This window comes from Allobosea sp. NPDC055353 (genome assembly GCF_053644975.1).
This window is the reverse complement of sequence record NZ_JBSHMC010000001.1, coordinates 1,022,359-1,049,358: the sequence shown is the minus strand read 5'-3', so window position 1 is coordinate 1,049,358 and position 27,000 is coordinate 1,022,359. Positions and strand designations below refer to the sequence as shown.

General features: G+C 66.9%; 27 protein-coding genes and 1 riboswitch. Of the genes, 19 read left to right on the top strand and 8 right to left on the bottom strand.

The window, feature by feature from the left end; all coding sequences use genetic code 11:
• Positions 1 to 145 precede the first annotated feature (145 nt).
• Together ACWIEX_RS04770 and ACWIEX_RS04765 are read left to right on the top strand one after the other, a co-directional pair.
• Entirely contained in the window at positions 146 to 1,348 is a 1,203-nt protein-coding gene (locus ACWIEX_RS04770; protein ID WP_454031970.1) for a site-specific DNA-methyltransferase, read from the top strand.
• Positions 1,349 to 1,449: 101 nt separating this feature from the next.
• Positions 1,450 to 2,178, top strand: coding sequence for a peptidoglycan-binding protein (locus tag ACWIEX_RS04765; protein WP_454031969.1), 729 nt, complete (start codon positions 1,450 to 1,452; stop codon positions 2,176 to 2,178).
• Here ACWIEX_RS04765 and mutY read toward each other — a convergent pair.
• Positions 2,157 to 3,221: an A/G-specific adenine glycosylase gene (mutY, locus tag ACWIEX_RS04760; RefSeq protein ID WP_454031968.1), complete on the bottom strand. Its 1,065-nt coding sequence runs from the start codon at positions 3,219 to 3,221 to the stop codon at positions 2,157 to 2,159. The two genes, ACWIEX_RS04765 and mutY, sit on opposite strands and share 22 nt — an antisense overlap.
• A gap of 86 nt (positions 3,222 to 3,307) precedes the next feature.
• On the opposite strand from mutY, the gene ACWIEX_RS04755 reads away from it, so the two are divergent.
• From ACWIEX_RS04755 to ACWIEX_RS04715, 9 genes are all read left to right on the top strand, one after another.
• The gene (locus ACWIEX_RS04755; RefSeq protein WP_454031967.1) at positions 3,308 to 3,805 is read left to right on the top strand and encodes a DUF721 domain-containing protein; all 498 of its coding nucleotides are present in this window, start codon (positions 3,308 to 3,310) and stop codon (positions 3,803 to 3,805) included.
• A gap of 91 nt (positions 3,806 to 3,896) precedes the next feature.
• Positions 3,897 to 4,517, top strand: coding sequence for a DsbA family protein (locus tag ACWIEX_RS04750; protein WP_454031966.1), 621 nt, complete (start codon positions 3,897 to 3,899; stop codon positions 4,515 to 4,517).
• 159 nt (positions 4,518 to 4,676) lie between these two features.
• Positions 4,677 to 8,132 (top strand): chromosome segregation SMC family protein, encoded by a 3,456-nt coding sequence (locus tag ACWIEX_RS04745; RefSeq protein WP_454031965.1) that lies wholly within the window; start codon positions 4,677 to 4,679, stop codon positions 8,130 to 8,132.
• A 400-nt stretch (positions 8,133 to 8,532) separates the two neighbouring features.
• Complete coding sequence (locus tag ACWIEX_RS04740) at positions 8,533 to 8,883, top strand: AtpZ/AtpI family protein (RefSeq protein WP_454031964.1); 351 nt, start codon at positions 8,533 to 8,535, stop codon at positions 8,881 to 8,883.
• A gap of 42 nt (positions 8,884 to 8,925) precedes the next feature.
• Positions 8,926 to 9,690, top strand: a complete 765-nt coding sequence (locus tag ACWIEX_RS04735) for a F0F1 ATP synthase subunit A (protein WP_061964843.1) — start codon at positions 8,926 to 8,928, stop codon at positions 9,688 to 9,690.
• A 65-nt stretch (positions 9,691 to 9,755) separates the two neighbouring features.
• A complete protein-coding gene (locus ACWIEX_RS04730) occupies positions 9,756 to 9,983 on the top strand; it encodes a F0F1 ATP synthase subunit C (RefSeq protein ID WP_038360954.1) in 228 nt (75 codons plus the stop codon).
• An 89-nt stretch (positions 9,984 to 10,072) separates the two neighbouring features.
• Complete coding sequence (locus ACWIEX_RS04725; protein WP_454031963.1) at positions 10,073 to 10,684, top strand: F0F1 ATP synthase subunit B family protein; 612 nt, start codon at positions 10,073 to 10,075, stop codon at positions 10,682 to 10,684.
• Between the two features lie 11 nt (positions 10,685 to 10,695).
• The gene (locus ACWIEX_RS04720; protein WP_454031962.1) at positions 10,696 to 11,172 is read left to right on the top strand and encodes a F0F1 ATP synthase subunit B family protein; all 477 of its coding nucleotides are present in this window, start codon (positions 10,696 to 10,698) and stop codon (positions 11,170 to 11,172) included.
• A 143-nt stretch (positions 11,173 to 11,315) separates the two neighbouring features.
• Positions 11,316 to 12,119: a dienelactone hydrolase family protein gene (locus tag ACWIEX_RS04715; RefSeq protein ID WP_454031961.1), complete on the top strand. Its 804-nt coding sequence runs from the start codon at positions 11,316 to 11,318 to the stop codon at positions 12,117 to 12,119.
• 197 nt (positions 12,120 to 12,316) lie between these two features.
• On the opposite strand, the gene ACWIEX_RS04710 is transcribed toward ACWIEX_RS04715, so the two are convergent.
• The 7 genes from ACWIEX_RS04710 to ACWIEX_RS04680 form a co-directional block, all read right to left on the bottom strand.
• Positions 12,317 to 13,576: a L,D-transpeptidase family protein gene (locus ACWIEX_RS04710; RefSeq protein WP_454031960.1), complete on the bottom strand. Its 1,260-nt coding sequence runs from the start codon at positions 13,574 to 13,576 to the stop codon at positions 12,317 to 12,319.
• 263 nt (positions 13,577 to 13,839) lie between these two features.
• The gene (gene gcvPB, locus ACWIEX_RS04705) at positions 13,840 to 15,411 is read right to left on the bottom strand and encodes an aminomethyl-transferring glycine dehydrogenase subunit GcvPB (protein ID WP_454031959.1); all 1,572 of its coding nucleotides are present in this window, start codon (positions 15,409 to 15,411) and stop codon (positions 13,840 to 13,842) included.
• On the bottom strand, positions 15,411 to 16,751 hold the full coding sequence (gcvPA, locus tag ACWIEX_RS04700; protein WP_454031958.1) for an aminomethyl-transferring glycine dehydrogenase subunit GcvPA: 1,341 nt from the start codon (positions 16,749 to 16,751) through the stop codon (positions 15,411 to 15,413). The genes gcvPB and gcvPA overlap by 1 nt, the downstream gene beginning before the upstream one ends.
• A gap of 160 nt (positions 16,752 to 16,911) precedes the next feature.
• The gene (gene gcvH, locus ACWIEX_RS04695) at positions 16,912 to 17,286 is read right to left on the bottom strand and encodes a glycine cleavage system protein GcvH (RefSeq protein ID WP_454031957.1); all 375 of its coding nucleotides are present in this window, start codon (positions 17,284 to 17,286) and stop codon (positions 16,912 to 16,914) included.
• Between the two features lie 35 nt (positions 17,287 to 17,321).
• Entirely contained in the window at positions 17,322 to 18,476 is a 1,155-nt protein-coding gene (gcvT, locus tag ACWIEX_RS04690) for a glycine cleavage system aminomethyltransferase GcvT (protein ID WP_454031956.1), read from the bottom strand.
• A 160-nt stretch (positions 18,477 to 18,636) separates the two neighbouring features.
• Positions 18,637 to 18,730, bottom strand: a riboswitch (glycine riboswitch).
• Positions 18,731 to 18,804: 74 nt separating this feature from the next.
• Positions 18,805 to 19,419, bottom strand: coding sequence for a hypothetical protein (locus ACWIEX_RS04685; protein ID WP_454031955.1), 615 nt, complete (start codon positions 19,417 to 19,419; stop codon positions 18,805 to 18,807).
• The gene (locus ACWIEX_RS04680; protein WP_454031954.1) at positions 19,416 to 19,925 is read right to left on the bottom strand and encodes an invasion associated locus B family protein; all 510 of its coding nucleotides are present in this window, start codon (positions 19,923 to 19,925) and stop codon (positions 19,416 to 19,418) included. The genes ACWIEX_RS04685 and ACWIEX_RS04680 overlap by 4 nt, the downstream gene beginning before the upstream one ends.
• A 347-nt stretch (positions 19,926 to 20,272) precedes the next feature.
• Here ACWIEX_RS04680 and coxB point away from each other — a divergent pair, with 347 nt between their 5' ends.
• From coxB to ACWIEX_RS04640, 8 genes are all read left to right on the top strand, one after another.
• Complete coding sequence (gene coxB / locus ACWIEX_RS04675) at positions 20,273 to 21,151, top strand: cytochrome c oxidase subunit II (RefSeq protein WP_454031953.1); 879 nt, start codon at positions 20,273 to 20,275, stop codon at positions 21,149 to 21,151.
• A 19-nt stretch (positions 21,152 to 21,170) separates the two neighbouring features.
• Positions 21,171 to 22,793: a cytochrome c oxidase subunit I gene (ctaD, locus tag ACWIEX_RS04670; RefSeq protein WP_454031952.1), complete on the top strand. Its 1,623-nt coding sequence runs from the start codon at positions 21,171 to 21,173 to the stop codon at positions 22,791 to 22,793.
• A gap of 237 nt (positions 22,794 to 23,030) precedes the next feature.
• Positions 23,031 to 23,975: a heme o synthase gene (locus tag ACWIEX_RS04665; RefSeq protein WP_454031951.1), complete on the top strand. Its 945-nt coding sequence runs from the start codon at positions 23,031 to 23,033 to the stop codon at positions 23,973 to 23,975.
• Complete coding sequence (locus ACWIEX_RS04660; protein WP_170843302.1) at positions 23,972 to 24,145, top strand: hypothetical protein; 174 nt, start codon at positions 23,972 to 23,974, stop codon at positions 24,143 to 24,145. Before ACWIEX_RS04665 ends, ACWIEX_RS04660 begins: the two co-directional genes overlap by 4 nt.
• Positions 24,145 to 24,756: a cytochrome c oxidase assembly protein gene (locus ACWIEX_RS04655; RefSeq protein ID WP_454031950.1), complete on the top strand. Its 612-nt coding sequence runs from the start codon at positions 24,145 to 24,147 to the stop codon at positions 24,754 to 24,756. Before ACWIEX_RS04660 ends, ACWIEX_RS04655 begins: the two co-directional genes overlap by 1 nt.
• Before the next feature lie 53 nt (positions 24,757 to 24,809).
• Positions 24,810 to 25,673, top strand: coding sequence for a cytochrome c oxidase subunit 3 (locus tag ACWIEX_RS04650; protein ID WP_454031949.1), 864 nt, complete (start codon positions 24,810 to 24,812; stop codon positions 25,671 to 25,673).
• Between the two features lie 144 nt (positions 25,674 to 25,817).
• Positions 25,818 to 26,192 (top strand): DUF983 domain-containing protein, encoded by a 375-nt coding sequence (locus ACWIEX_RS04645; protein WP_454031948.1) that lies wholly within the window; start codon positions 25,818 to 25,820, stop codon positions 26,190 to 26,192.
• A complete protein-coding gene (locus ACWIEX_RS04640; RefSeq protein WP_454031947.1) occupies positions 26,189 to 26,956 on the top strand; it encodes an SURF1 family protein in 768 nt (255 codons plus the stop codon). Before ACWIEX_RS04645 ends, ACWIEX_RS04640 begins: the two co-directional genes overlap by 4 nt.
• The last annotated feature ends 44 nt before the right edge of the window (positions 26,957 to 27,000 follow it).

Sequence of the window (27,000 nt, the reverse complement as noted above, 5' to 3'; positions counted from 1 at the left end):
GTTTACGAATTCCCCTTCATTGCCAATGGGCTAGGCAAAATCTGCAGCCCCAGAATGGGACGCATTTTTTTCAAAGCGGAAACCCGACCTTTACCCTGTCCGACCAAGATCGCGCTCGTTGAAGTTGCGTAACGGTCTTGGTGTCATGGGTATTTTGCGTACCGGGACCGCCAGTGCTCCCGTCCGGATTCAGGTTTCGCGTACCGGACGGCCTGCGCTGGGGGCTCGGATGAAGGCCAAGGGCCTTCCCGAACAGATCGGCACTCCGCGGGAGCTGCCGCTCGATCAGATTCTCGTGGGTGACTGCGTCGCCGCGATGAACGCGCTGCCACCGGCAAGCGTCGACCTCATCTTTGCCGACCCCCCCTATAACCTCCAGCTCGGCGGCGATCTGCGCCGGCCCGATGACAGCCTCGTCGATGCCGTCGACGACGACTGGGACAAGTTCGCCTCTTTCTCCGATTACGACCGCTTCACCCGCGACTGGCTTGCGGCCGCACGGCGCGTACTGAAGCCGGACGGAGCATTGTGGGTCATCGGCAGCTACCACAACATCTTCCGTGTCGGTGCGACGCTGCAGGATCTCGGCTTCTGGATGCTGAACGACATCGTCTGGCGCAAGGCCAACCCGATGCCGAATTTCCGCGGCCGGCGCTTCACCAACGCGCATGAGACGCTGATCTGGGCCGCGCGCGGCGAGAACTCGAAATACACCTTCCATTACGAGGCGCTGAAGGGCGGCAATGACGACCTGCAGATGCGCTCGGACTGGTACCTGCCGCTCTGCACCGGCGACGAGCGCCTGAAGGACGAGAGCGGCGCCAAGGTCCACCCGACCCAGAAGCCGGAGGCGCTGCTTGCCCGCGTGCTGCTCTCGGCCTCGAATCCCGGCGACGTCATCCTCGATCCGTTCTTCGGAACGGGCACGACCGGCGCCGTCGCCAAGGCTCTGGGCCGCCATTTCATCGGGCTCGAACGCGATCCGGTCTATGCCAAGGCAGCCCGCGAGCGCATCGCAGCGGTGACGCCGCTGGCGCCGGAAGCGTTTTCGACCGCGCCCTCCAAGCGCAGCGAGCCGCGCGTGCCGTTCCTCAGCCTCGTCGAGGCCGGGCTGGTGAAGCCCGGCGAGACCGTCCATGACGAGAAGCGCCGCCACAAGGCCGTGATCCGCGCCGACGGCACGCTGATCCTCGGCCCGGCCGTGGGCTCGATCCACAAGGTCGGTGCGCTGGCCCAGGGCCTGCCGGCCTGCAACGGCTGGACTTTCTGGCATGTCGAGCGCCAGGGCGGGTTGACCGTGCTCGACGCGCTGCGCGGCGAGATCAGGGCGCAGATGGCGGCTGCCTGAACCGCCGGCCTCGCGCGCCCTGCCCTATCGTCATATGTTCGAAGGATGCGCGTTGGCCACCGGCGCGCGCATCCTGAACATAGGACAGCGAGGGCGGCAGCATGGCGACGATCCTCAAGAACGGGTCCCGCGGACCCGAGGTCAAGACGCTTCAGGAAGCGCTGAACGCGAAATTGAAGCCGATCCCGAAGCTCGTGCCCGATGGCCAGTTCGGCACCATGACCCACAACGCGGTCCTGGCCTTCCAGCGCAAGAACTGGCTGGTCGAGGATGGCCAGGCGGGGCCCGCGACCCAATCCTGCCTCTACGATACCGAGGCCTTCGCGCCGATCCTGCACAAGGTCCCCTTCATCGCGCAGCCGACCAACACGACCTGCTGGGCGACCTCGACCGCGATGATGAAGAAATCGACCGTGCCGATCATCATCGCCAGGACGCCGCCGGACATGATCGCCTCCGATGGCGGGCTGCTGAACTCCTCCGAAAGCGACCAGGCGATCGTCACCGGCCAGCGCTATGGCCGCGTCCACGGGCTACGCTGCAACGCGCCCCAATCCTGGTCGGTCGAGCAGCTTCGGCAGGCGGTGGCCCGTGGGCCGCTGATGTTCGACATGCTCTGGCGCGTCGATGAATACACGGCCGGTCGCGGCAGCCCCGGCCACATGATCGTGATCGTCGGCATGCGCGGCGACGGCAACCCGGACGGCACCGGCACGACGCTGCGCATCCACGACCCCTGGCCGCCGAACCGCGGCAAGGTCTATTCGAAGGGCTATTTCAAATGGTCCGTCGAATTGCCGACGATGACCTATCGCGTCTTCGAATTGTAGAGCCCGGCGCGCTCGACCACCTTCAGCATCAGGCTCGGCAGCGGCTCGCCTGATAGCTTTGCCAACGGCGTGAAGCGCATGCCTGCCGGGGCCTGCGTGCGCTCGGACACGCTGCCGGTGAACACGGTCAGCTCCAGCGGAAAATGTGTGAAGACATGGCGCACCGGCTCCGCCACCTGCGTCCAGCGTAGTGGCAAGGGCGCATCCTGCGCCGCGCCGTCAAGTTCGTAATCGGCCCGCCATTCGCTGGTCGGCACCTCGGCCATGCCGCCGAGCAAGCCCTTGGCCGGCCGGGTCCGCAGCAGGATTGCGCCATCCGCACGCGCCAGCACGAAGGCCGCGCCATAGCGCATGACGCCGGCCTTCTTCGGCGTCTTGCGCGGAAAGCTCTCCTGCGTACCGGCGATGCGTGCCCGGCAGGGCTCCCGCCAGGGGCAGAGGCCGCAGGCCGGATTGCGCGGCGTGCAGATCGTGGCGCCGAGATCCATCAAGCCTTGAGCGAAATCGCCCGGCCGATCATGCGGCAGCAGCGCCAGAACCCGCTCGCGAATCAGAGGGCGGGCACCGGGCAATTCGTCCGCGATCGCGAAAAGCCTGCTCATCACGCGCTCGACATTGCCGTCGACGGCGGCAGCCGGCCGGTCGAAAGCGATCGCCGCGACGGCACCGGCCGTATAGGCGCCGATGCCCGGCAAGGCGCGCAAGGCCTCCTCGGTATCCGGGAAACGGCCGCGATGGCCCTCCATCACCGCCTTGGCGCAGGCGTGGAGATTGCGGGCGCGGGAATAGTAGCCGAGCCCGGCCCAGGCCTGCATGACCTCTTCCGAAGGCGCCTCGGCGAGAGCCTGCACGGTCGGGAAGCGGGCCATGAAGCGCTCGTAATAGGGCTTCACCGCCGTAACCGTGGTCTGCTGCAGCATGATCTCGGAGGCCCAGACGCGATAGGGATCGGCCCGTTCTCCCGCCTTCGCGCGCCAGGGCAGCGCGCGGCGATGGCGGTCGTACCAGGCGAGAAGATCGGCGGCGCGGGCCTCGGCGGTCATGATCCGGATGTAGCGCAGTCATGGGGGACCGCAAGCGGCTTCATGCACCGCTTGCAGGCGACCGTCCCCGCGCCCACAATAAAGCCATGTCCGCCAAACCCCTCGCAGAGCTGATCGACGACTGCATCGCGCCCGCGCTCGCCGCGCAGGGCTTCGCGGGACGCGCCATCGTCTCGCTTTGGCCGGAGATCGCAGGCGAGCGGCTGGCGGCGCGCTCGCGCCCGCTCAAGATCGACTGGCCACGGCGCCGCCCGGCACCAGGCGAGGCTTCCGAGCCGGCGACCATGGTGGTGCGGGTCGAAAGCGCCTTCGCGCTGGAAATGCAGCAGCTCGGGCCGTTGCTGGTCGAGCGCGTCAACACGCATCTCGGCTGGCGCGCCGTCGGCAAGCTCGTGCTCAAGCAGGGGCCGGTCGCGGCGCCCGTCACGTCGAAGCCGGTGCCCAAGCTGGACGGAGCGACGGCGGCCCGCGTCGAGGCGCAGGTTGCCGGCGTGGCCGACGAGGGCCTGCGCGAGGCGCTGGCCCGGCTCGGCCGGGCGGTGGCGCTCAACGCGAAAACGCGAGGCGACGACACGGCTTCGTGAGCAGCGCGGTGCGCGGCAGGATGCGCTCTTGCCACAATCGCACTGACCACTATAGCTCCAAGCGACTTTGACCTTCCGAGGATCTTTCACGATGACGAACAGGCGACAGCTCCTGACCGGCGCAGCCGGCATCGCCGCTGCCGCGCTCGCCGGTGGCAACACCGCGCGGGCCCAGACCAAGCTGCCCGATGCCGGCCCCCTCGGGGACGTCTGGCTCGGCCCGGCCGATGCCAAGGTCACCATCGTCGAATATGCCTCGATGACCTGCTCGCATTGCGCGCATTTCCACGAGACGACCTGGCCGGAGCTGAAGAAGAAATACATCGACACCGGCAAGGTGCGTTTCACGCTGCGCGAATTCCCGCTCGATCCGCTGGCGACGGCCGGTTTCATGCTCGCCCGCTGCAACGGCAACGACAAGTATGTTCCGATGACCGATCTGCTGTTCGCGCAGCAGCGCAACTGGGCCTTCACCGACAAGCCGGTCGACGCGCTCTCCGCGCTGGTGAAACAGGCGGGTTTCACACAGGAATCCTTTGAAGCCTGCTTGAAACGCCAGGACATCTATGACGCCGTCACGGTGGTGAAGGATGGTGGGGCCAAGGCTGGCGTGGATTCGACGCCGACCTTTTTCATCAATGGGCAGAAGCGATCCGGTGCGCTCACGATCGCCGAATTCGACAAGATCCTGGAGCCACTCCTCGGCAATTGAGGCGGCGGTTCTCGCGCGCGATCCCTTTTCCCCTCGGGGGAGAAGGTGTCTGCGTAGCAGACGGATGAGGGCCGGCTCGCGCTACCCTGCCCCTCCCTCATCCGACCCGGCTTCGCCGGGCCACCTTCTCCCCCGAGGGGAGAAGGGAAAGGAGGCGCGATGCATCTGACGCGCCTCAAGCTTGCCGGCTTCAAGACCTTCGTCGAGCCGACCGAGTTCCTGATCGAGCCCGGGCTGACCGGCGTCGTCGGCCCGAATGGCTGCGGCAAGTCCAATCTCGTCGAAGCCCTGCGCTGGGTGATGGGCGAAAGCTCGTTCAAGAACATGCGCGGCTCGGGGATGGACGACGTCATCTTCGGCGGCTCGGGCGAGCGCCCGGCCCGCAACATGGCCGAGGTCTCGCTCACCCTCGACAACAGCGACCGCAAGGCACCGGCCGCCTTCAACGAAGCCGATGTGCTGGAGGTCACGCGCCGGATCGAGCGCGAGGAAGGCTCGACCTACCGCATCAACGGTAAGGAGGTGCGGGCCAAGGACGTACAGCTCCTCTTCGCCGACGCCGCGACCGGCGCGCGCTCGCCAGCCCTCGTCCGGCAGGGCCAGATCAGCGAGATCATCTCGGCCAAGCCGCAATCGCGCCGGCGCATTCTGGAGGATGCCGCCGGCATCGCCGGCCTGCACAGCCGCCGCCACGAGGCGGAACTCCGCTTGCGCGGCGCGGAAGACAATCTGACCCGGCTGGAAGACGTGCTCGGCGAGATCGACGGGCAGATCGACGCGTTGCAGCGGCAGGCGCGGCAGGCGGGGCGCTATCGCAGCCTCGCCGCCGATATCCGCCGGGCCGAGGCGACGCTCGCCGTCATCGCCCTGCACGACGCCCGCGCCCAGGAGGCGCAGGCCGCGCATGTGCTGGAAGAAGCGGTGCGCGGCGTTGCCGACCAGACCGGGCTCCAGGCCGAGGCCGCCAAGCGACAGGCCATCGCCGCGCACGAATTGCCGGCCTTGCGCGAGGGCGAGGCGACGGCCGCCGCCGCTCTGGTCCGACTGAAGCGCGGGCTGGACGAGCTCGAAGCCGAGAACAGGCGTGCCCGCCTGCGCGCGGAGGAACTCGAAAAGCGCCTCGCCGAACTGCAGACCGATCTTTCGCGGCAGGAGAGTATCGGCCGCGATGCCGCCGACAGCCTCGCCCGGCTTGCGGAAGAGGACGCCGCGCTTGCGGGCGAGAACGATGGCGCCGCAGGGGATGCCGAAGCAGCGGCAACGGCACAGCGGGAGGCGGAAGATGGGCTCGCCGCGGCCGAGGCAGAGCATGCTTCGGCCCAGGCGGGATTGTCCGAGCTCACCGCGCGGCGCGATGCACTTGAACGCTCGGTTCGAGAGGCAGGCGAACGCCGCAACCGGGCGGCGGCCGAACAGGACAAGCTGCGCCGCGAACAAGGCGCGCTCGATGCGTCCGACACCAAGATTGCGCTGGACAGGCTGCGCGAAGCGGTGACTGCAGCGGAAAAGGCAGCGCAGGCGGCCGAGGCCGGGACCGTTTCGGCTCGCAACGCCGTCGCGGCGGCGCGCGAGCGCGAGGCGGAATTGCGCGCACCGCTTGCCGAGGCGGACCGGCGGGCGCAGCGGCTCGACACCGAGATCGGCACGCTGCGCAAGCTGCTCGCGCCGGCGGCCGGGGATCGCTGGCCGGCGGTCCTCGACGCGATCAGCGTCGCGAAGGGCTTCGAGATCGCACTCGGCGCGGCGCTGGGCGACGATCTCGACGCCTCCGCCGAAGCGAATGCGCCGGCGCATTGGGACGATACCGGCCCCGGCACCGGCGACCCGGCTTTGCCTGGCGGCATCGAATCCCTGCTCGGCCATGTCGAGGCCCCGGCCGCGCTGCAGCGGCGCCTCGCCCAGATCGGCGTCATCGCGCGCGGGGATGGCGAGGCCGCTCGCCTGCAATTGAAACAGGGGCAGGTCCTCGTCTCGCGCGAAGGCGATCTCTGGCGCTGGGACGGCTTCACCAGCGCTGCGGACGCCCCTTCGCCCGCGGCGCGGCGTCTGTCGGAGAAGAACCGCCTCGGCGATCTGGAAAAGGAGGCGAAGGCCGCGCGCTCAGCCGCCGAGACAACCCGCAAGGCGCTGGAAACAGCCGGCGCTGCGGCACGCGCTGCCGCACAGGCGGAAACCGCTGCGATCGAAGCGACGCGGCAGGCCCGGCGCGTCGTCGACCAGGACCGTCAACACCTGGCCAGGGCCGAAAACAAGGCCGCCGAGACGCTGGTGAAGCGCTCGACTCTGGCCGAGGCGATCAAGCGGCTGGGCCAGGCGGTTTCCGAAGCGACGGGCCTGATCGCGACCCATGAGGCCGGGCTTGCCGCCCTGCCCGCTCCGGCGGAGCTTGAAAACACGCTGCTCAAGGCCCGCGTGCAGCTCGGCGAGCGCCGCTCGGCCGCCTCCGATGCGCGAGCGCGCGTCCAGACGCTGGTGCGCGAGGTCGAATTGCGCAGCCGGCGCCGCGCCGGGATCGCCAACGATATCAAGGCCTGGACGGAACGTGCCGCAGCGAGCCGTCACAGCGCGGAAGAGACGGCGCGCCGGATCGCGGCCGCCCGCGCCGCACAGCGGACGCTGCTGGAAGCGCCCGACACCTTCCTGACCGAGCGGCGGCGTCTCGTCGCCGAGATCGAACAGGCCGAAACGGCGCGCCGGGAGGCCGCCGACAGGCTCGCCGCCGGCGAAACCGCGCTGGCTGAGGCCGACCGGCAGGCACGGATCGCGCTCGAAGGCCTGTCCGGCGCCCGCGAACGCCGCGCCTCGGCCGAAGCACGGCTCGAGGCCGCCCGCCAGCGCGTTGCCGACATCACCCGGCAGACCGAGGATGGTCTCGATACCGGTCTCGACGGGGTGCAATCGATCGCCGGCATCAAGCCCGGAGACGCCCTGCCGGAGCCGGAAGCCATCGAGCGGCGGCTCGCCAATCTCAAGGGCGAGCGCGAGCGGCTCGGCGCGGTCAACCTGCGCGCCGAAGACGAACTGACCGAGGTGAAGGCCAAGCGCGAAGGGCTTGCCAGTGAGCGCGACGACCTGACCGAAGCGATCCGCCGCCTACGGCAGGCGATCGGCGCGCTCAACCGCGAAGGGCGCGAACGCCTGATCGCCGCCTTCGATGTCGTCAACGGCCATTTCCAGCGGCTGTTCGGCGTGCTGTTCGGCGGCGGCGAGGCAGAGCTTCGGCTGGTGGATTCGGAAGACCCACTGGATGCCGGGCTCGAAATCTTCGCCCGCCCACCCGGCAAGAAGCCGCAGGTGATGACGCTGCTGTCCGGCGGCGAACAGGCGCTGACCGCGACCGCGCTGATCTTCGCGGTGTTCCTGACCAATCCCTCGCCGATCTGCGTGCTCGACGAGGTCGACGCGCCGCTCGACGACGCCAATGTCGAGCGCTACTGCGACCTGCTCGTCGACATGGCCCGCAATACGCAGACCCGCTTCATCCTGATCACGCATAATCCGATCACCATGGCGCGGATGGAGCGCCTCTTCGGGGTGACGATGGCGGAACGCGGAGTGAGCCAGATGGTGTCGGTCGACCTCGCGACGGCAGAGCGCATCCGCGAGGCGGGCTAGGCCGGGACGTGCCCTCATGCTCGGGCTCGCCCCCAGCATCTCAGGCCGAAGGAGGGTCCTATGGTCTCTCGTCCCGCGATTCTCGGGTCTGCGCGCGGCTGAACCTGAGAATGACGGCCCGGCTGTTGCGCTGCTTTGATGACGAACGCCTTGGGAAAACGCTCCGGTGCCGCTGAAAAAATGCCACATTCGCTCCCGCAATGCGGCGAGATTGTCGCACTTTGCCAGAATTTATAGATATTCCAATACGTTAGACATTATCCCCCTGTCTTGACAGCGCCGGGGGCTGCCAATAAAGGAGGCCGTGCTGACGACGGCTCGATGCGCGGGTTTGATCGTGGTTATAGTGGTTTTTCGCGGGATCGCGACGTAAACGCGATCAAGACGGAGGCCCAAGACCATGTCCGAACCCGACCCAAACGCCTCAGACTCGGAGTTGCGCGCAAGACTGGGTTCCCTGAAGACCGCGATCAAGCGGGCGGAAGAGAACGAAAAGCCGGGCGCGAGCCCGGTTGGAGAGGACAAGGCGCTTGCGGGCGCGATGTCCTCAGGCTTTCGCGCCGCGACGGATCTCGCAGGTGGCATCATCGCAGGCGCCCTGATCGGGTACCTCGGCGACCGGTGGCTGGGAACCTCTCCGTTCCTGCTGATCGCCTTCCTGGTGATCGGTGCCATCGCGGGCTTCAGATCCGTCTATCGGCTCGGTTCGCGTCCGACCTCCGGGTCGAAGGGCGGTCCGAAGGACAATTGATCGAAAGGCGGCCATCCAGGCCGCGCGACGAGGAACGAGACCATGGCGGCCGGCGGCGGAATCGATCCGATCCACCAATTCCACATCGCTCCGATCGTGGAGCTGAAGCCGTTCGGCATCGACCTCTCCTTCACCAACACCTCGCTGTGGATGGTGATCGTGCTCGCCGTCGTTTCCGCCATCATGATCTATGGCTCGAGCCAGCGTGCGGTCGTCCCCGGCCGCCTGCAGTCGCTCGCCGAGATGGCCTATGAGTTCGTCGCCTCGACGATGACCGGCGTGATGGGCAAGGACGGCCTGAAATTCTTCCCGTTCGTGTTCTCGCTGTTCATGTTCGTGCTGGCGTCGAACCTGCTCGGCCTGCTGCCCGGCTCCTTCACCGTCACCAGCCAGATCATCGTCACCGCTGCGCTCGCGCTGCTCGTGATGACCATCGTGGTGGTCTACGGCGTCGTGAAGCATGGCAGCCATTTCTTCGGCCTGTTCGTGCCGTCGGGCGTGCCCGGCTGGCTCCTGCCCTTCATGGTGCTGATCGAGGCCGTCTCCTTCCTGTCGCGCCCGGTTTCGCTCTCGCTTCGTCTGTTCGGCAACATGCTCGCCGGCCATATCGCGCTCAAGGTCTTCGGCGGCTTCGTCGTCGTGCTGCTGGGCTCGGGCGCGGCGCTGAACTACGCCATCGCGCCGCTGCCGCTGCTGCTGGCGGTCGCGCTGACGGCGCTCGAGGTCATCGTCGGCATTCTGCAGGCCTATGTCTTCGCGATCCTGACCTGCGTCTATCTCAACGACGCGCTGCACCCCGGCCACTGAGGCCAAGGGCAGCGCTCGCGAGAGTTCATCCCACCCGTCAAAACGTTCCACACTGGAGAAACACCATGGATCCTGTTGCAGCCAAGTTCATCGGCGCCGGCCTCGCCTCGCTCGGCATGGGCCTCGCCGCCATCGGCGTCGGCACCATCTTCGGCAACTTCCTCTCGGGCGCCCTGCGCAATCCGTCGGCCGCCGACGGCCAGTTCCCCCGCGCGTTCATCGGCGCGGCGCTCGCCGAAGGTCTGGGCATCTTCGCGTTCGTCGTCGCGCTCGTGCTGCTCTTCGTGGTCTGACGCTTTCGTCGACCGCTTTCTCGTCGCGCGTTCGGGCCATTCCGGCCGGCGCGCGACGGTTCCGTATCTTAAGCGCTGAAAGGCACGCTATGCCGGTTCGATCTTCAGGGTTCGCGCGACAAGGATGGCTTCTGGCTGTCGGCTCGTTCGCCACTCTGGCGGCGGGTGCGGCGCAGGCTGCCACTCCGGGCCTGAGCGGCGAGAAGGCCTCCTTCCCGCCCTTCGACCCCGCGCATTTCGCCAGCAACCTGTTCTGGCTCGCGGTCACCTTCGCGGCTCTCTACTGGCTGATGTCCAAGGTCGCGCTGCCGCGCCTCGGCTCCATCCTGGAAGAGCGCGCCGAGACGATCGGTCGGGATCTCGACCAGGCCACCGAGATGCAGGCCAAGGCCGAGGACATGGCGCAGGCCTATGAGAAGGCTCTCGCCGAAGCGCGCAAGAACGCCCAGGGCATCGCCCAGACGGCGCGCGAGGCCGGCGCCAAGGCGAGCGACGCCCAGCGTCACGCCACCGAGGCCGAGCTTGCCGCCAAGCTGGCGCAGGCCGAGGCGACCATTGCCAAGACCAAGACCGGGGCAATGGGCAATGTGCGCGGCCTCGGCAGCGACATCGCCGTCGCCATCGTCGCCAAGCTGACCGGTCAGGCTCCCAGCGCCAGCGAGGCGTCGGCGGCTGTCGACCAGGCCCTGACGCAGGGCTGAGGAGAGTTCAAATGGATACTTTCTGGGTCGGCGTCGCGCTCGTCATCTTCCTGGCCATCCTGGTCAAGTTCGGCGTGCCGGGCGCCATCGTGAAGGCACTCGACTCGCGCGGCGAGAAGGTCGCGCAGGAGCTGGCGGAAGCCCGCCGCCTGCGTCAGGAGGCCGAGAAGCTGCTCGCCGAGTACGATGCCAAGCGCAAGGCCGCCGAGGCCGAAGCTGCCGAGATCGTCTCCTCCGCCAATGACGAGGCCAAGCGCCTCGCGGCGGAAGCCGAGGCGAAGCTCGCCGATTTCGTCGCCCGCCGTACCAAGGCGGCCGAGGAAAAGATCGCTCAGGCCGAGAGCCAGGCCGAGGCCGAGGTTCGCGCCGCGGCTGCGGAGGCCGCCACCAAGGCCGCCGAGACCATCCTGCGCGGCCAGATGGCCGGCAAGGCCGGTGAAGCCGCCTTCGCTGCGGGGCTGACCGAGGTCAAGGCCAAGCTCAACTGAGCCCTTAGCCGATTGCTCGATATGATGACGCCGCGCCCGCAAGGGCGCGGCGTTTTTCTTTGCCCCTCTCCCGCCGGAATCCCGATGCGGGATGCGGCCGTCGCCGTCGTCTGCGGCGCATCGGCGATCCCAGGAGTTTCGAGATGATCGGCCGTCTTGCCCGTGTGCTCATCGCGATCGTCTCCGTCGTTGCGGCAGCCGGCCCCGCGAGCGCCTTCGAGAAGGTCAGCTTCCCGTCGCGGGACGCAGGCGATCTCGTGGGCTGGCTGGCGCGGCCTGCTGGAGCAGGTCCCTTCCCGGTCGTTATCGGCCTGCATGGCTGCGCTGGGCTCTATGCGCGCTCAGGCGAGATCAACGCCCGCGAGAGCGACTGGTCGGGGCGTCTCACTGGGGCCGGCTATGCCGTGCTCCTTGTCGACAGCTTCGGGCCGCGTGGCATCAAGACCCTGTGCAACGAGCGCGAGCGCTCGCTGACGCCGGCTGGCCGCGCTCGCGATGCCTTCGCCGCCATCGATTGGCTGGAGAAGCAAAGCTTCGCCCTAAAGCAGCGTGTCGCCCTGATCGGCTGGTCGAATGGCGGCTCGACGGCGCTGCGCGTCGCGGGGGCTCTCGAAGCGAAGCGTCTGCGCCATGTCATCGCCTTCTATCCCGGCTGCCGCGTCATCCTGAAGCGCGGCTGGCAAGCGCAGACCGATACCGCGATCTTCCAGGGCCTGGCTGATGACTGGACGCCGGCGGCACCTTGCGAGGAGCTCGCCCGCAGCGGCGGGGCGCGCTTCGTCGGCTTTCCCGGCGCCTATCACGACTTTGAACATCCGAGCCTGAAGCTGCGCGAGCGCAAGGCGGCCTATTCGCAGCGGCCAGACGGCATGGTCACGATCGGCAGCGATCCGAAGGCCCGCACCGAGGCCATCGACGCGGTGATGGCGATCCTGAAGCGGTCTTAGGCTGCCCGGATCATTGCCAAACTTTTCGCTGTTGGAGTCACCCCTGTCATTCCGGGGCTTCGCGTAGCGAAGAACCCGGAACCCACGACCGGGTGAGCGGCCCGCAGCCCGGCATCGAAATGTCTCACCGGGTCGTGGGTTCCGGGTTCGCACCTTCGGCGCGCCCCGGAATGACAATCGTCGAGCTTGAAAGGCTGTCAGTTGCTGGCGGTCGCCGTCGCTGCCGGCTGATTGCCCGAAGCCGCCATCGGTGCCGCCACAGGCCTTGCCGGCGGGATCACCACCGCCTTGGGCTTCGGCTTGCGGGCCTGGATCGTCGAGGTGACGATGCCTTGCGGCGTATCCAACCCATAGATGTCGTCGCGGAACTGGACCTGTCCGTCGGCGCCCTGCCAGCCGGTGAGATAGACCCAGGCGACCGGCACCGACTTCTTCAGTGTGATGTTCTTGCGCTCGCCCTTGGCGATCTCGTCCTCGATCGACTGACGGTTCCACTCCGAACCCTCCAGCAGCCAGGCGGCGAGGTCGCGGACGCCCTCGATGCGGGCACAGCCGGAGGAGTTGAAGCGCACATCGTTGCGGAACAGCGTCTTCTTCGGCGTATCATGCATATAGACGGCTTCGCTATTCGGCATGTCGATCTTCATCTGGCCGAGCGAATTGGTCGGGCCCGGCTCCTGGCGCACGTAGAAATAGGGGTTCTTCAGCGTCGCCCAGTTGACGCTCGCCGGGTCGATTTCCTTGTTCTCGGCGCCGAGCAGCTTCATGTTCGACTTGACGATGAAGTTCGGGTCCTTGCGCATATGCGGGATGATGTCGGCCTTCACGATCGACATCGGCGCCGTCCAGTAGGGGTTCAGGTTCACCGAGGTGATGTTGGCCTGGATCACTGGCGAGGGCCGGTCCGGGCGACCGACGATGGCGAGATGGCGCTGGGCGACCGCGCCGTTCTCGACCGCCTCGACGCTGGCGCCGGGGATGTTCACCACGACATAGCGGCTGGCGAAATTGAAGCCGTTGCCCTTGAGGCGCTCCAGCGTCGCGGTGAGCTGGTTCAGGCGCAGCTCAACCGGCGTGTTCATCGCCTTGAGGGTCAGGCGGCCGACCGTGCCGAGATCCGACAGGCCATGCCGACGCTGGAAGCGCTTCACCGCCTCGGTCACGTTGGCGTCATAGAGGTCGCCGGCGATGGCCTCGGACGCCAGATCGCCGCTGGCGAGCAGACGCTGCTTCAGAACAGTGACATCCGGCCCTTGCGAATCCGGCTTCAGCGCGGTGACGCTCGCCGGCACCTTGGGCCAACCACCGCGATTGGCGATGTCCTCATGGGCGATCAGGGCCTCGAGCGTGCGGTCATAGGTGTTGGGGCCGTAGCTCGGCTCATTGGCACGCACGAACGCCGTCGAGACCAGCAAGGCAGCAGCCGCTAGAGCGAGGATGGAGGGACGCGCAGACATGAAAACCCCCGGGCCGCAGAGAGCGGCACCGGGGGATCATTCCGCGACATGGTCAAGGAATGCTTAAGACGCGATCACCGCCCTTCACCATGCTGACGCGGGGCGTCAGCGGTGGGGGCGTGGGACATTTGTCATTCCGGGGCTTCGAGAAGCGAAGAACCCGGAACCCGCGAACAGGCGTCACGGCAAGAATATTCGATCGGCGCACCCGGTCGTGGGTTCCGGGTTCGGCCCTGCGGGCCGCCCCGGAATGACAACGGCTCTTACTCCGCCGCCTGGGCCGGCGCCGGCTTTTCCCATTTCAGCACCGGCGAACGGGCGGCGCGGGTCTCGTCGAGGCGGCGGATCGGGGCGTGATGCGGGGCGCTGGTGAAGCGCTCCTTGTCATTGCCCTTGGCCGCGATGGCGAGGTCGCGCAGCGTCGCGATGAAGAGGTCGAGCGCCGCCTTCGATTCCGACTCGGTCGGCTCGATCAGCATGGCGCCATGGACGACCAGCGGGAAATACACCGTCATCGGGTGGTAGCCCTCGTCGATCATCGCCTTGGCGAAATCGAGCGTCGAGACGCCCGAGCCTTTCAGCCATTCGTCGTCGAACAGCACTTCGTGCATCGACGGATGGTCCGGGAAGGGCAGCGACATCAGGTCACTGAGCCCGGCGCGGATGTAGTTCGCGTTCAGCACCGCATCCTCGGAAGCCTGGCGCATGCCGTCCGAGCCGTGGCTGAGCATGTAAGCCAAAGCGCGGACATACATGCCCATCTGGCCGTGGAAGGCGGTCATCCGGCCGAAGGGCTGGTTGCCCGCCGGCGCTTCAGCGCGCGACTCGATCAGATGCGGCTTGTCGTTTTCGACATGGATGAAGGGCACCGGCGCGAAGGGCGCCAGACGCTCGGAGAGCACGACCGGGCCGGCACCGGGACCGCCGCCGCCATGCGGCGTCGAGAAGGTCTTGTGCAGGTTGATATGCATGGCGTCGACGCCGAGATCGCCCGGACGGGCCTTGCCGACGATGGCGTTGAAGTTGGCACCGTCGCAGTAGAAATAGGCGCCGGCCTCATGCATCGCCGCGGCAATCTCGACGATCTGAGGCTCGAAGATGCCGCAGGTGTTCGGGTTGGTCAGCATGATCGCGGCGATGTCCGGCCCGAGCAGGGCCTTGACGTCCTCGACCGCGACGGTGCCGTCCGGACGGGCCGGAACCGCCTTCACCGAGAAGCCGATCAGGGCCGCCGTCGCCGGGTTGGTGCCATGGGCCGATTCGGGGACGAGCACGACATTGCGGGTCGCGCCCTCGCCCTTGGCGGCGATCGCAGCCTTGATCGCCATCATGCCGCAGGCCTCGCCATGGGCGCCGGCCTTCGGTGACAGCGCCACGGCCGGCATGCCGGTCAGCGTCATCAGGTAGCGGGAGAGCTCCAGCATCAGTTCCAGCGCGCCGGGCACGCTCGAGGTCGGCTGGAGCGGATGCACGTCGGAGAAGCCCGGAAGCCGCGCCACCTTCTCGTTGAGGCGGGCATTGTGCTTCATCGTGCAGGAGCCGAGCGGGAAGAGCCCGGTATCGATGCCGTAGTTCTTCTGGCTGAGGCGCACATAGTGGCGCATCGTCTCGGGCTCGGAGAGGCCGGGCAGGCCGATCTCGCCCTGGCGGGCATGCTTGCCCAGCCGCGACTTGAACGGCGCCGGCTTGTCGATATCGACGCCGGTCGACTCATGATGGCCGATCTCGAAGATCAGCGGCTCGATCTGCTGCAGCGCCTTGTTGCCGGTGAAGGTGGCGTGCTCGGCATGAGCGGCCTCGCCGGCCTGGGTGGGACGTCCCTGACGGTTCAGCATCACAGCACCTCCACGAGCGCCGCCACGAGGGCCGCCCGGTCTTCATCAGTATTCACCTCGGTCGAGGCGATGATCAGCAGATCGTCGAGCCCGGCCTTGGGCAGGAGCCGCGAGACGGGAACGCCTGCCAGGATGCCCTTGGCGGCAAGAACTTCGACGACCTCGGCGGCAGGCTTCTTCAGCTTCACGGTGAACTCGTTGAAGAAGCTGTCGTTGAGGACGGTGACGCCTTCGACGCCCGCGAGCGCGTCGGCGAGCTTCACGGCATTGGCGTGGTTCACCTCGGCGAGACGGGCGAGGCCGGTCTGGCCCAGCAGCGTCATGTGGATGGTGAAGGCCAGCACGCAGAGGCCGGAATTGGTGCAGATATTCGAGGTCGCCTTGTCCCTGCGGATATGCTGCTCGCGGGTCGAGAGCGTCAGCACGAAGCCGCGCTGGCCGGTCGAATCGACCGTCTCGCCGCAGAGCCGGCCCGGCATCTGGCGGATATATTTCGACTTGGCGGCGAAGAGGCCGACATAGGGGCCGCCGAAGTTCAGGGCGTTGCCGATCGACTGGCCCTCGCCGACGACGATATCGGCATCCTGGGCGCCCGGAGGCACGACGGCGCCGAGCGAGACGACCTCGGTGAAGACCGCGATCAGCAGGGCGCCATGGGCATGGGCCTTCTCGGCGATCGGCTTCAAGTCCCGAAGGTTGCCGAACACGTCCGGCGACTGGACGACGACGCAGGAGACGCTGTCGTCGATTTGGGAGAGGATGTCCTCTTGGGCCGAGACATCGGGCTTCAGGGCCACGACCTCGTCATTGGCCATCTCGGAGAGGGTCTCGACAACCGCGGTGTAATGCGGGTGCAGGCCGCCGGAGAGCACAGCCTTGCGACGCTTGGTGACGCGATGGGCCATCAGCACGGCTTCGCCGGTGCCGGTCGAGCCGTCATACATCGAGGCGTTGGCGACCTCCATGCCCGTCAGCGCCGCGACCTGGGTCTGGAATTCGAAGAGATATTGCAGCGTGCCCTGCGCGATCTCGGGCTGATAGGGCGTGTAGCTGGTCAGGAATTCCGAGCGCTGGATCAGGTGATCCACCGTCGCCGGGACATGGTGCTTGTAGGCGCCGGCGCCGACGAAGAACGGCACGGCCGAGGCGGCGGTGTTCTTGCCGGCCATCCTGCCGAGGATGCGCTCGACCTCGAGCTCGCCCTTGGCGCGGGGCAGATCGACCGGGGCCTTCAGCAGCTTGCCGGCCGGCACGTCGCTGAACAGCGCGTCGACATCGGAGACGCCGATCCGCGCGAGCATGTCCTCGCGGTCGGTGTCGGTGAGCGGGAGATAGCGCATGGGGTGATTCCGTTTCGGGGTGTCATCCCGTGCGCGCCGCAGCGCTTGAGCGATGCGGTGCAGACACGGGATCGTGCGACGAGAAGGCGCCTTGTCCGGATGGCGGTCCCGCATCTGCGCAGCGGCATTTCATGCCGCAGCGCGTGCGGGAAGACCGCGATCAGAGCGACTTCACGTAGTCCTGGTACTCGGCCTCGTTCATCAGGGCGTCGAGCTCGCCGGCATCCTTGATCCTGATCTTCAGGAACCAACCCTTGCCGGCCGGGTCTTCGTTGACGGTGCCGGGCGCGGCCTCGAGCTCGCCGTTGACCTCGACGACCTCGCCGGAGACCGGGGCGTAGACTTCGGAAGCGGCCTTGACGCTCTCGACGACGGCAGCTTCGCCACCCTTGGCCAACGCCTTGCCGACGCTCGGGAGCTCGACGAAGACGACGTCGCCGAGCTGGCCCTGTGCGTAGTCGGAGATGCCGACGGTGCCGACGTCACCCTCGATGCGGATATATTCGTGGTCCTTGCTGTAACGGGTCTCGGCCATGGTTTCCTCCTGGCGTCAGTTGTCTGGAAAAGGGTTCAGCGCTTGTAGCCGTTCGGCACGAAAGGCATCATCGCCACGACCGCCGGCAGCGGCTTGCCGCGCACGATCAGGTTGAGCTGCGTGCCTGGCGCGGAATGAGCCTTGGCGACGTAGCCCATGGCGCAGGGGCCGTTGAGCGTCGGGCCGAAGCCACCGGAGGTCACCACGCCGATCACCTCGCCCTCGGGCGTCGCGATCTCGGTGCCCTCGCGGGCGGGAGCGCGGCCTTCGGGCTTCAGGCCGACGCGGATGCGCGAGACACCCTCGGCGAGTTCGCGCTGGACACGCGCGGCGCCGGGGAAGCCCCCCTCCTCGCGGCGGCGCTTCTGGATCGACCAGTTGAGCGCCGCTTCGATCGGCGAGGTCGTGGTGTCGATGTCATGACCGTAGAGGCAAAGCCCCGCTTCTAGGCGCAGCGAATCGCGGGCGCCGAGGCCGATCGGCTTGACGTTGGCGTCGAGCAGCAGCGTGTCCCAGATCTCGCCGATCTTGTCGGCCGCAGCCGAGATCTCGTAGCCGTCCTCGCCGGTATAGCCGGAGCGACTGACATTGGCCTTGATGCCGGCGACCTTCATGGTGCGCGAGGTCATGAAGCCCATCTCGGCGGCTTCGGGAGCGATCGCAGCGAGCGCAGCTTGGGCGCCCGGCCCCTGCAGCGCGATCAGGCCGCGATGCTCGGCCTTGACCAGCTTCACATTGGCCGGCAGGCGGGCCTCGATATGGGCGTAGTCGGCATCCTTGCAGGCAGCGTTGACGACGACATAGAGCGCGCCGTCCTCGTCGGGATCGATCGAGCGCGTCACCATCAGATCGTCGAGGATGCCGCCCTCCTCGTTGAGGAGCTGCGAATAGCGCTGCTTGCCGGGGGCGAGATTGACGATATCGGCGGGGATCAACGCTTCCAGCGCCTTGGCCGTCGTCTCGTGATCGGGACCGATCAGAAAGCACTGGCCCATATGCGAGACGTCGAAGAGGCCGGCCTTCTCGCGCGTCCAGTTATGCTCGGTCAGGATGCCGCTCGGATACTGCACCGGCATGTCGTAGCCGGCGAAGGGCACCATGCGGGCACCCAGCGCGACATGGCGCGAATGGAGCGGGGTCTTCAGCGGCGCAGCCGCGCCGGCGGTATCGGTAGTGACCTCGGCAGCCATGGCATGCCCCTTCCAGAATCGAGCGCAAGCCCCGGACGATAGTGTCCGGGACGCGCCCCCTCTGTCTTGGGACCTGAGAGATTTCCCCGCCGGCCGCGAAGCCGGACGAGTTACACCCTTCGGTGGGCGGACATCGCTGTCCGCCGCTTTCCAGAGCGCCAAATCCCCAGCGGCCCTTTTGCCTGAGCGTTTCCGGGGCGGTTGCGCCTTCGGCGCCGAGCCCTGACGGGCCCGGTCTCTCCCGCGGGGATATGCGGCTTCGGCACAGATACAAGACGCGCCGTCTTAGTCAATCGGCGCGCCGCCGTCTTTCACGGCAAAACCGGCTTTACCGACGGCGCTTGCGCGCCGGTGCGGCAGGCCCGCCACCGCCAAGGCTGACGAAGATATCGACATCGCCCTTGCCGGCCGGCACCATGATGCCTTCCTCGACATGGGTGAAATCGACGCCGCCCTGGCCGGACGGGACCGTGCCGCCGACACGCGCGCTGCGCTTGCCGATGACGGTCGTCCCGCGCATCACGGTGGTGGTCAGCGTGGCGCCGTAATTGCCCGGGCTGCCGGCCGGGCCGAGCAGCACGCGCCCCTCGACGCCGACCTTGAGCCGGAAGGTGCCGTTGCCGGTCGCATTGCATTCGCGCGCGACGTTGGCGATCGAGATCTGGTAGCGCAGGCCGCTCGAATCCTGTCCGGACTGGGCGCGGATCGCGGCCCCACCTTCGGAGACGATGACCTCCGGGCAGACCAGTTGCTCGTCCTGATTGTCGTCCGTCGGCAGCGGGTCCGGGGCCGGCCGCGTCGCGGACTGGAACATGACGATGTTGCCGAAGGTCTGCATCGCGCCCGGCTGCCCCGACGACGACGAGGAACCGCAGCCGGCCAAGCCGAGGCAGAGCAGCGGCAGGGCTAGCCAGCGGCCCTGGCGAAGAGTTTGATCGATCACGGCAGCGCCTCCACGCCCGGGCCGAAGCCATTGAGGGAAATGGGCACGCCCACCCCCTCCTCCGGCGTCTGGAATACGATGAAAGTCGCGCTCTTGCCGCCCTTGAGCTGGCCGAGCAGGGTATCGTCCATGACGACCTCCGCCACGCAACCGGTGGTCAGGCAGCGCACGAAACCGGCGCGGCCGATATCCTTGTCGTCGATCTTGAGGCCGAGCCCCGAGGGCAGGAGCACGCCGAGCGGCGCGACGACGCGCAGGAGCCGGCTCTTCTGATCCGCCGTCTTCAGCACGATGACGAGGAGCGTGAGATTCGGCCGGTCCTCCGCCGCGACGTTCTGGACCAGTGCGCATTGCTCGGCCTTGGCGCCCGGCGGCACCTCGCAGCGCATCTGCCAGTCGCCATGTGTCGAACGCACTGCGCCCTGCGCGAAAGCGGAGCCGGCGGCGAGGCTCGTCCCCACGAGCGCCAGCGCCAGCGCGCCTGCCGCCCCGATGATCCTCATCATCCCTGCCATCCCTTCCAAACCGAACTCAGAAACCGCAGCTGAAGCGCAGAATTCAGGCAAAACGCCGACCGCACCAAAGAATCCTGCCGTCTCTCAACATAAACCGCGTTGGGACCATGGAGGTCCGGTCCTGTCAAGGCGCGATGGCGGTTCGCGGCAAAGGTCAAGGCCTCGTGCGATTATGCCGCACGGCCGTTGGGGGCAGTCTTCATTGTCCCTCTGGCGCAAGCGTGATCTTTGATTTATCGCAATCTCGAAGAATGAGGCGACTTCGCGGTCGCCCCTTCATGCGTGGGGCAAAAGCCGGTCGGTTCCCATGCAAGTCGATTGAGGAGCATGTCGGATCGATGCGATTTCTGAGCAGGACCTTTGCAACAGCGGCCGTCGCGGCCCTTGCCGTCGCCACGCTGGCGAGCGTCCCGGCGCTGGCCGGCACCGGCATGCCCACCGACTGGCAGATGAACCTGCAGGGTGCGGTCACGCCCGTCGCCGAGTTCATCCACTGGTTCCATAACTGGCTGAACGTCATCATCACCATCGTCACGCTCTTCGTGCTGGCGCTGATGATCTATGTCGTTTTCCGGTTCAACGAGAAGGCGAACCCGGTCCCGTCCAAGACGACGCACAACGCCCTGCTCGAAGTGTGCTGGACCGTGATTCCGGTCCTGATCCTCGTCGTCATCGCGATTCCCTCCTTCCGTCTCCTCAAGCTCCAGCTCGAAATCCCGAAGGCCGACATGACCCTGAAGGTCACCGGCAAGCAGTGGTACTGGTCTTATGAATACGTGCAGGACGGCGGCAATTTCGGCTTCGATTCGCTGATGCTCGACGAGAAGGCCCGTGCCGAGGCGATCGCCAGCAACAAGATCGCCGCCGCCGAGGCCCCGCGCCTGCTCGCCGTCGACAACGAGGCGATCGTGCCGGTCGGCAAGACCGTCCGCGTCCAGGTGACCGGCGCCGATGTCATCCACAAGTTCACGGTTCCGTCCTTCGGCATCAAGATCGACGCCATTCCCGGCCGCCTGAACGAAACCTGGTTCACGGCCGAGCGCGAAGGCATCTATTACGGCCAGTGCTCGTTCATCTGCGGCCAGAACCACGCCTACATGCCGATCGCGTTCCGCGTCGTCAGCCAGGAGCGCTATGCCGCCTGGCTCGCGGAAGCGAAGCAGAAATTCGCCAATGCCGAAGACGCGGGCAGCAAGCTCGCTGCCGCGTCCAAGTAAGTCGCCGAGGAGAAGAACGATGGCAACAGCGGCTCACGCTCACGGCCATGACGAGGCCCATCACGACCATCCGACCGGATGGCGCCGGTGGCTCCTGTCGACCAACCACAAGGACATCGGCACGCTCTACCTGATCTTCTCGATCATGGCGGGGCTCGTCGGCGGCTTCCTCTCGATCATGATGCGCATCGAGCTGCAGCAGCCCGGCCTGCAGATCTTCGCCAACGGCCAGAGCTACAACGTCTTCGTCACCGGCCACGGCCTGATCATGATCTTCTTCATGGTCATGCCCGCCGTCATCGGCGGCTTCGGCAACTGGTTCGTGCCGCTGATGATCGGCGCACCGGACATGGCCTTCCCGCGGATGAACAACGTCTCGTTCTGGCTGCTGGTCGCCGCCTTCATCCTGATGATCATCTCGATGTTCATGGAGGGCGCGCCGGGTGCGCATGGCGTCGGCACGGGCTGGACGGTCTATCCGCCGTTCTCCACGGTCGGCCACCCCGGCCCGTCGGTCGATTTCGGCATTCTCTCGCTCCACCTGGCCGGTGCCTCGTCGATCCTTGGTGCAATCAACTTCATCACCACGATCCTGAACATGCGCGCGCCCGGCATGACCATGCACCGCATGCCGCTGTTCGCCTGGGGCGTGCTGGTCACGGCCTTCCTGCTGCTGCTGTCGCTGCCGGTCCTGGCGGGCGCGATCACCATGCTGCTGACGGACCGCAATTTCGGCACGACCTTCTTCGACCCGGCCGGCGGCGGCGACCCGATCCTGTACCAGCATCTGTTCTGGTTCTTCGGTCACCCCGAAGTGTACATCATGATCCTGCCGGCCTTCGGCATCGTCAGCCACATCGTCTCGACCTTCTCGAAGAAGCCGATCTTCGGCTATCTCGGCATGGCCTACGCGATGGTCGCGATCGGCGTCGTCGGCTTCATCGTGTGGGCTCACCACATGTATACGGCCGGTCTGTCGCTCAACACGCAGCGCTATTTCGTGTTCGCGACGATGGTGATCGCGGTGCCAACGGGCATCAAGATCTTCTCCTGGATCGCGACGATGTGGGGCGGCTCGATCCGCTTCACCGCGCCGATGCTCTGGGCGATGGGCTTCATCTTCCTGTTCACCGTCGGCGGCGTCACCGGCGTCGTGCTGGCCAATGCCGGCGTCGACCGCTCGCTGCATGCGACCTATTACGTCGTGGCGCATTTCCACTACGTGCTGTCGCTCGGCGCCGTGTTCGGCATCTTCGCGGGCTTCTACTACTGGTTCCCGAAGATGAGCGGCTATGTGATGCCCGACTGGATCGGCCGCCTGCACTTCTGGATCGCCTTCGTCGGCGCCAACGTGCTGTTCTTCCCGCAGCACTTCCTCGGGCTCGCCGGCATGCCGCGTCATTATGTGGACTATCCGGACGCCTTCGCGCACTGGCATTTTGTGTCGTCGATCGGCTCCTACATCTTCGCGTTCGGCCTGCTGGTGTTCTTCTACGGCATCATCGTCGCCTTCACGAAGAAGCAGCTCGCCGGCGACAACCCGTGGGGCGAAGGCGCGACGACGCTGGAATGGACGCTGCCCTCGCCGCCGCCGTTCCACCAGTTCGAGACGCTGCCGCGTATCACCGGCTCGGACCACTGAGACTTCGATCATCGCGCGTCGATGGACGCGCGATGATCTCGCCGATTGCTGGAGCATCCGATTTTTCCGAAAAGTGGGATCCACTTTTCGGTCAGATGCTCGAGGCGGCGGGCTTTTCGGCCCGCCGCCGCCCTTCCCCCGAGCGCCCCGCGGCGTTCCGGAGACGGGCGGCTACCACCGCCGCGAATACCCAGCGCCCATGGCGCCGTTCACAAGAGTACGAAGACGATTCGACTGATGTCTGCTGCGTTCGAGACCCATACCGAGAGCCTGACAGCCTCCACCGGCGAAGCGCGCGACTTCTTCGCGCTGCTGAAGCCGCGCGTGATGTCGCTGGTCATCGTGACGGCGCTGACCGGCATGGCCACCGCGCCGGGCTCGGTGCATCCCGTGCTCGGCCTTGCCGCCTTGCTGGCGATCGCGGTCGGCGCCGGCGCGTCAGGCTGCCTCAACATGTGGTACGACGCCGATATCGACGCGCTGATGAGCCGCACGGCCAAGCGGCCGATCCCGTCGGGCCGCGTCCTGCCCTCCGAGGCGCTGGCCTTCGGGTTGACGCTGTCGATCGGCTCGGTGCTGGTGCTCGGCCTCATCGCCAACGCTCTCGCCGCGGCGATGCTCGCCTTCACCATCTTCTTCTACGCCGTCGTCTATTCGATGTGGCTGAAGCGCTGGACGCCGCAGAACATCGTGATCGGCGGCGCTGCCGGCGCCTTCCCGCCGATGATCGGCGAGGCCGTCGTGACCGGCGATTTCGGCTGGCATTCGATCGTGCTGTTCGCGATCATCTTCCTGTGGACGCCGCCGCATTTCTGGGCGCTGGCCCTGGTGAAATCGGCCGACTATGCCCGCGCCGGCATTCCGATGATGCCGAACGTCGCCGGTCCTGCTGCGACGCGCCGGCAGATCGTGCTCTATTCGCTGATCATGGCTCCGGTCGCCGTCCTGCCCGCGCTGATGGGCTTCGGTGGACTGCTCTATCTCGCCGTCTCGGTTTCGACCGGGCTCGTCATGATCGCATTGTCGATCCGGGTCTGGCTGCGCACGGAAGGCCCGGCCGCGACCAAGGCCTGCTGGTCGCTGTTCGGCTTCTCGATCCTCTATCTCTTTCTGCTGTTCGCCGTGCTGATCGTCGAAAACGGCTTCGGGCTGATGTGGGCCCTGCCGAAGGTGCTGGGATGAGCGACCAGCGCCCTCAGCACTCCGCTCCCGCCGCGTTCTCGCCTGAGGACATGGCGCGCCGCCGCCGCCGCTCGATCGCGCTGGCGCTGGTGCTCGGCGGGCTCGTGATCTTCTTCTTCGCGGTGACGCTGGTGAAGATCGGCCCCGCCGTCCTGAACCGGCCGCTGTGATGACGAACGCCTCTCCCCAGAAGTCCGGAGGCCACCCGGCCCGCACCGCCCTGATCTGCACCGGCGTCGCCTTCGGCATGCTCGGCGCCTCCTTCGCTGCGGTGCCGCTCTACGACCTGTTCTGCAAGGTCACCGGCTTCGGCGGCACGCCGATGACCGGCACGGCCGGCGCCGGCAGGATCCTCGACCGGACCATGTCCGTGCGCTTCGACGCCAATGTCGCGCCGGGGCTGGGCTGGAAATTCGAGGCCGAGAGCCCGGAGATCAAGGTCCAGGTCGGCGCGACCCAGACCGTGTTCTACAAGATGACGAATCGGTCGGACCGCACGGTCACCGGCATCGCGACCTACAATATCGCCCCCGAAAAGGGCGCGGCCTATTTCGTCAAGATCCAGTGCTTCTGCTTCACCGAGCATACGTTGAAGCCGGGCGAGAGCTTCGAGGCGCCGGTGGTGTTCTATATCGACCCCGAAATCGCTGATAATCGCGAGCTCGACGGGGTCCACGCCATCACGCTGTCCTATACCTATTTTGCCTCCAAGTCGGGCCAGCCCGTCGCGGAGGACAAGGCCGGCTCCGTCAAGGGTGACGCGGGCAATCCGAAACTGTAGAACGCGCTAGAGCAGAAGCGCGGACAAAAAGCCGTACGCGGAGACTGAATACGATGGCCGGGGCCCATACGAAGCACCACGACTACCACCTCGTCGATCCGAGCCCGTGGCCGCTCGTCGGCGCCGCCAGCGCGACGATCATGGCGATCGGCGCGGTGATGTGGATGAAGGCGCTGCCGATCGGCGGCATGCATCTCGGTCCGCTCGTCTTCGGCGCCGGCCTGCTCGGCGTGCTCTACACCATGCTCGCCTGGTGGATGGACGTGGTGCGCGAGGCCGAAAAGGAAGGCCACCACACCCGCGTCGTCCAGATCCATCACCGCTACGGCATGATCATGTTCATCGCCTCCGAGGTGATGTTCTTCGTCGCCTGGTTCTGGGCCTATTTCGACGCGAGCCTCTTCGCCGGCGAGGAGATCAACTATCTCCGCTACGACTTCACCGGCGGGCACTGGCCGCCCAAGGGCATCGAGACCTTCGACCCCTGGCACCTGCCGCTGCTCAACACGCTGATCCTGCTGACCTCGGGCACGACCGTGACCTGGGCGCATTACGCGCTGATCAACAATGACCGCTCCGGCCTGAAGCAGGGCCTGTGGCTCACCGTGATCCTGGGCATCCTGTTCACGATCTGCCAGCTCTACGAGTACTCGCACGCCACCTTCGCCTTCAGTGGCAATATCTACGGCGCCACCTTCTTCATGGCGACCGGCTTCCACGGCTTCCACGTCTTCATCGGGACGATCTTCCTGGCGATCTGCCTGTACCGGGCCTATCTCGGGCACTTCAAGCCGGAGCAGCATCTCGGCTTCGAGTTCGCCGCCTGGTACTGGCACTTTGTCGACGTGGTCTGGCTGTTCCTGTTCGCCGCGATCTACGTCTGGGGCGCCGGCGCGCACGCTGCCGCCGCGCACTGACCCTGCGCTCCACCGCGCTCTCGCGGTCAACGTCTGACGAGAGGCGGCCGCGAGGCCGCCTTTCCTGTTTAGGTCCTTTGATTGTGCAACGGCTTTCCCGAAAACCGCCTTCCACGTTTCGGGCCGATGCTCTGGGAGGCTGCGATGGCCAATTCTGACCCCACCCTCCCCTCTCCCTATTCGACGGGCCTGGCGGGGCGCTGCCCGCGCTGCGGCGAGGGCGCGCTGTTCGATGGTTTCCTCAAGCTCAAACCAAGCTGCAATGCCTGCGGGCTCGACTACAAGTTCGCCGATTCGGCCGATGGCCCGGCCGTGTTCATCATGCTGATCGTCGGCTTCGTCGTGCTCGGCGCGGCGCTCTATGTCGAGATCGCCTATGAGCCGCCGATCTGGCTGCACCTGCTGATGTGGCTGCCGCTGGCCATCATCCTGTGCCTCGGCCTGCTCCGGCCGATGAAAGGGCTCGCGGTTGCCCTGCAATATGCCCACAAGGCCGAGGAAGGCAGGCGCGAGCCGTGACCGCAACGTCGACACCCGCCCCCCGCAAGTCCGGGCTGCTGCTGCTGACGCTGCTGACCATCGTCGGCGCCGTCGTCCTGTGCGCGCTCGGCGCGTGGCAGCTCGAGCGGATGGGCGAGAAGCACGCCTATATCGACCGCCTCCAGCAGCAGGCAGCCGGGGCCCCCGCCCCGATGCCATCGAGTGCCGACTGGGCGAAGCTCGATCCTGCCGCGCTCGACCTGACCCATGTCGTCGCCAGGGGCAGCTATCTCGACGAACGCATCGCCGGGGTGCGCACCACTATCGCCGCCGGTCCGCCCGGCAGCCGGCAGCTTTCCGGCTTCGGGCGCTGGATCTTCCAGGCATTCAAGCTGGAGGATGGCGGCGTCATCCTGGTCAATCGCGGCTTCGTGCCGGAGGGCCGGCTCGGCCAGATCGGCCCGGCCAGCGGGCCCGATACGATCAACGGTTTCCTGCGAGCGCCCGAGGCGCGCAACAGCTTCACCCCGCAGGACCTGCCGGCGATCCGCGAATTCTACACGCGCGACCCCGCCGCGATCGCAGCCTCGCTCGGCCAGCCGCCGGCGCCGTTCTACCTGGAAGCGGCGCGCGAGGGCGACGGCATGACGCCGCCGGCCGGCGTCGATGTGCGCGAGCTGATCGGGCGCATTCCGGACAACCACCTGCAATATGCGCTGACCTGGTTCGGGTTGGCGCTGACGCTGCTCGGGGTGTTCGCCGCCTTCGTCTGGCAGGCCCGCAAGGGCGCCGCGGCGAGCTGAGCGCGCAACCTTTTGCCGAATGCGCCGGACCGGCCTATAGCAAC